At 33.1% G+C, this 7,502-nt stretch carries 7 protein-coding genes; all 7 read left to right on the top strand.

Annotated elements, in window-relative coordinates; all coding sequences use genetic code 11:
- Positions 1–856, top strand: an 856-nt coding sequence (locus tag AC1DUD_RS30855) for a glycosyltransferase (RefSeq protein ID WP_477381754.1), incomplete at its 5' end; no start/stop codon positions are given.
- Positions 853–1,902 (top strand): glycosyltransferase, encoded by a 1,050-nt coding sequence (locus AC1DUD_RS30860; protein ID WP_477381756.1) that lies wholly within the window; start codon positions 853–855, stop codon positions 1,900–1,902. The genes AC1DUD_RS30855 and AC1DUD_RS30860, both read left to right, overlap by 4 nt.
- 37 nt (positions 1,903–1,939) lie before the next feature.
- Positions 1,940–3,151, top strand: a complete 1,212-nt coding sequence (locus AC1DUD_RS30865; RefSeq protein ID WP_477381758.1) for a glycosyltransferase — start codon at positions 1,940–1,942, stop codon at positions 3,149–3,151.
- On the top strand, positions 3,144–4,409 hold the full coding sequence (locus tag AC1DUD_RS30870; protein WP_477381760.1) for an O-antigen polymerase: 1,266 nt from the start codon (positions 3,144–3,146) through the stop codon (positions 4,407–4,409). The genes AC1DUD_RS30865 and AC1DUD_RS30870 overlap by 8 nt, the downstream gene beginning before the upstream one ends.
- Positions 4,396–5,094 (top strand): glycosyltransferase family 2 protein, encoded by a 699-nt coding sequence (locus AC1DUD_RS30875; RefSeq protein WP_477381762.1) that lies wholly within the window; start codon positions 4,396–4,398, stop codon positions 5,092–5,094. The genes AC1DUD_RS30870 and AC1DUD_RS30875 overlap by 14 nt, the downstream gene beginning before the upstream one ends.
- A complete protein-coding gene (locus AC1DUD_RS30880; RefSeq protein WP_477381764.1) occupies positions 5,081–6,004 on the top strand; it encodes a glycosyltransferase family 2 protein in 924 nt (307 codons plus the stop codon). The genes AC1DUD_RS30875 and AC1DUD_RS30880 overlap by 14 nt, the downstream gene beginning before the upstream one ends.
- A 372-nt stretch (positions 6,005–6,376) precedes the next feature.
- A partial coding sequence (locus tag AC1DUD_RS30885; RefSeq protein WP_477381766.1) for an exopolysaccharide biosynthesis polyprenyl glycosylphosphotransferase occupies positions 6,377–7,502 on the top strand: 1,126 nt, incomplete at its 3' end.

Consider the following 7,502-nt stretch of genomic DNA (forward strand, 5'->3'; position numbering starts at 1 on the left):
TCATTTCAGCAATGAAAGTGTAATGATTCTTGCTTTTTTCAAATTATTGAAGTTTTACGATCGCGGAGCTATTACTTATCTGAAACTTGATGCAAACGAAACAATAAAAAACTATCGGTTTAAGGGAATTAGTGGAAGAATAAAAAAGTGGTTGGTTTCAAAAATTGATATCGTAACTATTGAAAGTCGTTTGCTTTTCAATATCGTGAATGATGAAAACCTTTTGGGGAGAAAAGTGCAATATATTCCAAACGGATTTTATGACAAAGGAATAAAAACACATACAGATTTCTCTGTAAAAGGAAATGTAATACTAACTGTTGGAAGAATCGGAACCTATGAAAAGTCAAACGAGACACTCTTAATGGCTTTTAAGGAATTTTGTAAAGTTAACTCGGAGTGGACATTAGAAATAGTTGGGCCCGTTGAACCCGACTTCCAGAAATATATCGACCAATACTTTGATGAAAATATTGAGATAAAAGATAGGATAAAATTTAGAGGGGCTGTTTGGGATAAGGAATTACTTTTGGAACAATACCGCAGGGCAAAGATATTTGTGCTTACCTCAAGATGGGAAGGCTTTCCCCTTGTTTTTCTGGAAGCGATGAAAACGGGGTGTACCATAATATCAACTAAAGTCCCATCTGGATATGATGTAACTAATAACGAAAAATATGGTAGCCTTTTTTCTGTAGGCGACATTAATGCATTGACCGATTTGATGATAAAATACGTGAATAGTGCTCAAGTGTTAAAATATAATTGTGATGCTATTCAGGAATATGCTTACGATAATTTTTATTGGCCTTTGATAGCAGGTGAAATTGACAAAGCTTTACGAAACCCTCAATGAATTTAAAGAAAGTATTTATTGTTCTGTTAAATCACAATGCGCATATCCATACTATTGAATGTTTGGAAACCGTTTATAAGATGGATTACCAGAATGTTCAAATTTTATTGGTAGATAATTCAATATCAACAACTTCTGTTAATTGTATTTTAGATTGGTGCCGTGGAAAAAAGATTTTAGAAAGCACACAATTTCCCGATTTGGTTTCCCCGCATATTACAAAGCCAATTCAATATAAGTACCTTGAAGAGGCCGAAGTGGATGAAAAGGATAATTATCAAGAAAAATTAATAATTATTAAAGCAGCCCAAAATAAAGGATTTGCTTCCGGTAATAATATAGCACTTAAGTATATACAAAGTCAAAAAGGAGACTATTTTATTTGGTTACTGAATAATGATACGGTTGTAAAAAAAGATTCTTTAACACAGCTCGTAAATTATTATAATAAAACAGGCGACGATAAGGTGGGAATTATTGGTTCAAAATTGCGCTATTATTATGCTCCCTCAACTATTAATGGCATAGGTGGAGTTTATAAAAACCTGACAGGAGTAGCAAGCCATTTGGGCGAATCTGAAATAGATAAAGGACAATATGACAAATATGACTACGGGAGTAAAATTGATTATGTAATTGGGGCATCAATGTTTTTGCCACGAAATTTTTTACTTGATGTGGGTTTGTTAAATGAAGAGTATTTTTTATTTTTTGAAGAATTGGATTGGGCCTACAGAGGGAGATCAAAAGGATGGACATTGGGATTTGAGCCACAATCGCTTATATATCATAAAGAATCGGCATCAATTTCTCCCGAAAAAAATAAAAGTTTACTTTTTGAAACTTCATTCTTGGCCAGTAGAGTTATCTTTTGTAGAAAATTTAATAAAGCAGCCTTGCCATTCATCTATATAATGTTAATACCAACCCTTATTAACAGGATCAGAAGAAAACAAGGTTCGAGGCTCTTGCCTTTAATTAACGCAGCTTTTAGTCCTGTCAGCTTCAACAAGAAAATTATAAAAAATTTAAATCGCCAAGAGTAATTATTCTCCAATTTATTGGCCCCCAATATTTTTTTAAATGTCAAAAAATATATTGTATCTGTGTCCCTCATTTCCCTACCCTGCAGATAGCGGAGGAAAGGTTGCGTTTTTGAATCATATCGATTTTTTAAAGAGAAATAACTTTGATGTTCACACCGTGTTTTTTGATGTTGACAATAATGCCTCTGATTCAGAGGCGCAAAAGCTGGCAACTCGCGGATTTAAAAGCTATAGGGTATTTTCAAGGACACGGCCTCGCGTTACTTCATTGAAAACATTAATTATTTCTGTATTCTTTTTAATTTTCAGTAAAAGACCCAGGGCATTTGATGCAAGAGTGAATAAAGAAATACAGCAATATATTTTCAATCTTCTTGAAAATTATAAATTTGATTATATTTTATTTGATCACTTTACTGCTTTTGCTTTTATAAATAATTATGAACTTCTTGCGACGATAAAAAAAATCTATGTTGCCCATAATGTTGAGAGTAAGGTTTTGAAAGATCAGTATAAGCATGAAACAAACCTTTTCAAAAAGTTATTTCACTATATTGAATATCTCAAGACATATCAAATTGAAAAAATGATCTTTGAAATAGCTACAGGCACAATCGCCATATCTTCAGAAGATCACAAAATACTTTTCGAAAGTTTTTCAAGTAAGGGCTGGATGCAAACTATACCAGAAATTTTGCCGTTAAAATCAAAACTATGGCAGTACAGGCCCAAAAAAAATATTCTTTTCGTTGGTGGTACTGACTACTATCCTAATCATGATGCTGTTTGTTGGATGGTATTTAAACTAATGCCGGAGTTATTAAAACTTGATCAGGAAATTACGCTCAGCATCGTAGGAAATTCAGACAATTTTGAAAAAGGGGAGTTACCATCTAACGTTTTTTTTACAGGAAAAATAAGTGATGAAGAGCTGGATTCTCTTTATCAATCATCAAATCTGTTTATTTCACCAGTAATTTTAGGTTCTGGTATCAAAGTTAAGGTTTTGACTGCCTTGAGCTATACCATACCGTTGCTTTGCACTAAAGAATCAATGCACGGTATTGATTATGTAAGTAACCAGGAAGAAATTTTATTCGACAGACAATCTCTAATGGTAACTGTTCAAAGGGTAACAGAGTTATTAAATGATGAAAAAAGTCAGCAAGAAATGGCTTATGAGATCGAAAAAAGTATCAGATTTAATTTTAACCATATATGTAAAAAATGGGACTTAAATAATGTTTGAAAAAAAGGCTACAATTCTCATTTCGACGATACTGTTAATTTTGATGATAGTAATGCTATTCTTTAATAGCGTATTAATAGTAGATGCAATTTTTATTATTGCCTTGGTAAAACTCTTTGCTATTGATAAATTTAAATACTACAATCCTTCTGCGGCCTTTATTATACCATGGGCTGTTTTGTTTGCTTTTCAAAAAATGAATATCACAATTTACAACAGAGAGATTGATTTTTTGACTTGGAAGCTTATCGCAGTTCCTGTTCTATTATCTTCAATCTTTGCTCCTGAATATTTTAGATCTAAAACAAGCAACAGAACTAATGAAACATTCGCAGTTAATCATACCATGTTTAAATATGGTCTGATTATTTGTTATGCCCTTTTTTTCATTAATGTTGCCTATAGCGGATATCTACCATTAATATCCCTTTTAAAAGATGGGAACAGCGATTACATGGATTACGGAATTAARGGGATCAATGGATTGTTTTACGCGTACAGCAATGCTTTTGGCTTACTTTCATATTATTTATATGCTGAAACTCGAAAGCGTGTTTATTTGGTTATTTTATTCAGCATATTTTCCATTTTCCTGTTATGCATTACGAGGCAAAATATAATTTCTCTCATTTTTGAATTACTGATTATACACACGATCAGGATAAAACCTATCAACTTTAAAAAGGTAATGTCTTATGGATTAGTTATCGTTTTTTTATTTGGTATTCTGGGAGAATTGAGAAGTGGCGATATCAAAGAACTTATTGGGTTAAAAGATGAATATTACTGGATCCCAACTAGTTTTTTGTGGATATATTCATATGGATTCTTTAATATCCTCAATCTTGACAATCTTGTGCACTCTGGTTATTTTGGATTATTTGATGGGTCATCTTTGTCTACTTTACTTCCCAGTTTTTTAAGACCTGATTATGGCGATTCACCTTCATTGCTGGAAGTAGGTAACTTTACCATCTCTTCTTATATAAACCCTGTTTTTCAGGACTTTGGATATTATGGTACATTAGTTTTCAYAGCTATCATTGTAATTATTACGGTAGTGTTTTACAAAAAAGCCGTAACAATTCGAAACTTTCAAGCGATAAGTATTTATTCAGTCTTGTTTTTCTGCGCGTTATTTTCGTTTTTCGTAAATTTCTGGTTCTATCTTCCAATTATTTTCCAAATACCTTTCTTAATAATATTTTCCAGAACAATTTTAAAAAGTAATGATATCAGTGTGCATGGCAACTTATAATGGTGGAGCATTTGTAAAAACTCAAATCAGTTCCATCTTGGAACAATTGTCGCCAGATGATGAGTTAATTATCAGTGATGACGGTTCAACAGACGATACTATAGATAATATTTATCAATGTAAAGATGAAAGGATAAAGCTATACTCAAACATATCGTCAAGAAAAGGCCCTGTAGGCAATTTTGAAAATGCTTTACGCCAGGCAAAGGGCGATTTTATATTTTTAAGCGATCAGGACGATTTATGGTTACCAGGAAGGGTAAAAAAACATATAGAGTTATTACAGCAATATACATTAGTAATATCTGATGCAATAGTTGTTGATGGGCACGGAAATGTTATTTATGAATCCTTTTTTTTTCAGCGAAAATCAAAAAAGGGATTATTAAAAAATATAATGCGCAACTCTTACATTGGTTGCTGTATGTCGTTCAGGAAAAGTTTACTCGATAAAGCGTTACCTTTTCCATCTAAGATCCATATGCATGATTGGTGGCTTGGTTTGGTTGCCGAAACAGTTGGAACTGTAAAGTTTTGTGATGAGAAATATCTCAGATATGTTCGACACGAAAGTAATGCATCTCCTATGCTCGGACAAAGTAATTATTCAGCTTTATTACGTTTAAAAAATCGGCTTTATTTAATTTTTTCTCTTATCTCAATATACTTTTATGGCCGAAAATAAGATCAAGGTAGCTATTTGTATACCTGTGCTCAATGCTGGCGAATTATTTATAGACTTGCTTAATAGCTTACAGAACCAATCAATTACACCTTATAAAAAAATAATTGTTGACTCTGGTTCTTCTGACGATACCGTTTCAATTGCAAAACAATTTGGGTTTAGTACGATCAATATTAATAAATCTGAATTTAATCATGGTAAAACCCGACAACAACTTGTTGCCTTATCAGGTAACGCCGATATATGCATTTTTTTGACACAAGATGCGATCTTAGCTTCGCCTGATAGTATATCAAATATTGTTAATGTTTTTAATAATCCTGATGTGGGTATGGCATATGGCAGGCAACTTCCACATAAAAATGCTCAGATTTTAGAAAGCCATGCCCGTTTCTTTAATTATCCGGCTATATCTCATATTCGCTCATCAGAGGATATAAAACCAATGGGATTCAAGGTGTTTTTTTGTTCAAATTCATTTGCTGCATATAGGCGTGAGGCGCTTTTAGCGATTGGAGGTTTTCCGCTACATTCAATTATGGGTGAGGATGCCATTGTTGCTGCCAAAATGTTAACAGCTGGATACAAAAAAGCATACGTGGCGAATGCTACGGTTTACCATTCTCATACCTATACGTTGTTACAGGAGTTCAGACGATATTTTGACACCCGCGTATTTCATGAGCAAAATAAATGGCTTATAAACGACTTCGGAAAACCAACTGGTGAAGGTCTTAAATTTATGAAGTCTGAATTAAGTTATGTTATAAAGAATAAAAAACGCGTCATTCTAAAATCGATCTTTTCATTGGCTGCAAAATGGATGGGATATAAAGCCGGCAAATACTATAAAAAAATCCCCGTTCGGATTTTGAAGAAGTTGTCCATGCACTCGTACTACTGGAAATAATGATTAGCCGCCTACGTTATCAAGCATGATCTTCTGAAGGTCATTACGGGTTGTGTTTAGAAATTATTATTTAATTATAAAGAAATCACTCAACACGCCTCGTCTTTCTCAATAAACGTATTTAGAAATGAGTTACTTACGCAAATCAATAGAAAAATAGAAAATAAAATAGATAATAATTAGTTTACAACTGTAGCGTTCTTAGCGAATACCCCGTAATTAAGTTTAATAAATATTGATTTTATTAAAAAAACAAGTCGTTTTAGTAAAAATTTTTATATTTGCACAACTTAACCCTCATCGCAAATGCGCTATTCTAAATTACTTCAACCATTCACATTTTTTTGTGATTTAATACTATTAAATATTGCGTTGCAATGTTCCCATCTGTTTATATTTACATTCTATTCGTCGGAGATACAATCAATTGATTTTTTATTATTAGTTAATTTAACCTGGATCACCATAGCTTCGGTAACTAAAAATTACACTATAAAGAGGCCACTGATATTAAGTGATAATTTAAGCAGGTTCATGTCTTCCATGGTGTATCACCTGGTGATGGTTTTGGGAATAGTTTATTTCTTCAAACTTTACGAAGTAAGCAGGATGGTTATGTTTTGCACTTACCTGCTGTTTTTTATCTTCATCATAGCACAACGGTCAATCATCTTTTTTACACTTGATTATATCCGTAAAAAAGGCTATAACATTAAGCATGTTATAATAATTGGTAATGTAGATATCGTTAATAGGGTAAAAAAGTCATTTTCAAAGCATCCGGAGTATGGATATAATTTTATTACAACTATATCCGAAGAAATGATTGAAAGCATGCCTCATGAAACGTTATTTGATAAAATCCTGGAGGCCAGACCTGACGAAGCATTTATATGCTACAAATACATGGACCGACTTTTATTGAATAAATTGGTTGATTTAGGTGACCAGCATTTTATTAAAATCAAACTGGTTTCGGATCTTGTGCTTGAAAATAGTTATGCAAGTATTGTCAACTATGAAAATCTTCCAGTAATACAGCTTTCTTCTTCTATTGAGCTCAGTCTTAAGATCATTTTTTTTAAACGCTGCTTCGACATTCTGTTTTCCCTTCTGGTAATGATCCCAGGGCTTCCTGTATTTATTGCATTAGCCATCATAACAAAGGTAACCTCAAAAGGGCCGGTTTTTTATCGTCAGGAAAGGATTGGAAGAAATCATAAGCCGTTCAGCATGTATAAGTTCAGGAGTATGTATGTAAATTCTGAGCAAGCCGTGCCCATGCTGTCAAAAGATAAAGACCCGCGAATTACCAAATGGGGAGTATTTTTACGCAAATCCAGGCTTGATGAACTGCCACAGTTTTGGAATGTTTTAAAGGGAGATATGTCTATCGTTGGTCCAAGACCAGAGCGTCAGTATTTTATCGAACAACTTATTGAGGAATCGCCAAACTACAAAAAGCTATTTAAGCTAAAACCAGGCCTTACTTCTATAG

The organism is Mucilaginibacter sp. P4_A11, assembly GCF_056402535.1.

Coding starts and splice junctions, on each gene's coding strand:
- AC1DUD_RS30875 (WP_477381762.1), top strand. CDS start 4,396: ATGGCAACTTATAATGGTGGAGCATTTGTAAAAACTCAAATCAGTTCC.
- AC1DUD_RS30865 (WP_477381758.1), top strand. CDS start 1,940: ATGTCAAAAAATATATTGTATCTGTGTCCCTCATTTCCCTACCCTGCA.
- AC1DUD_RS30880 (WP_477381764.1), top strand. CDS start 5,081: ATGGCCGAAAATAAGATCAAGGTAGCTATTTGTATACCTGTGCTCAAT.
- AC1DUD_RS30860 (WP_477381756.1), top strand. CDS start 853: ATGAATTTAAAGAAAGTATTTATTGTTCTGTTAAATCACAATGCGCAT.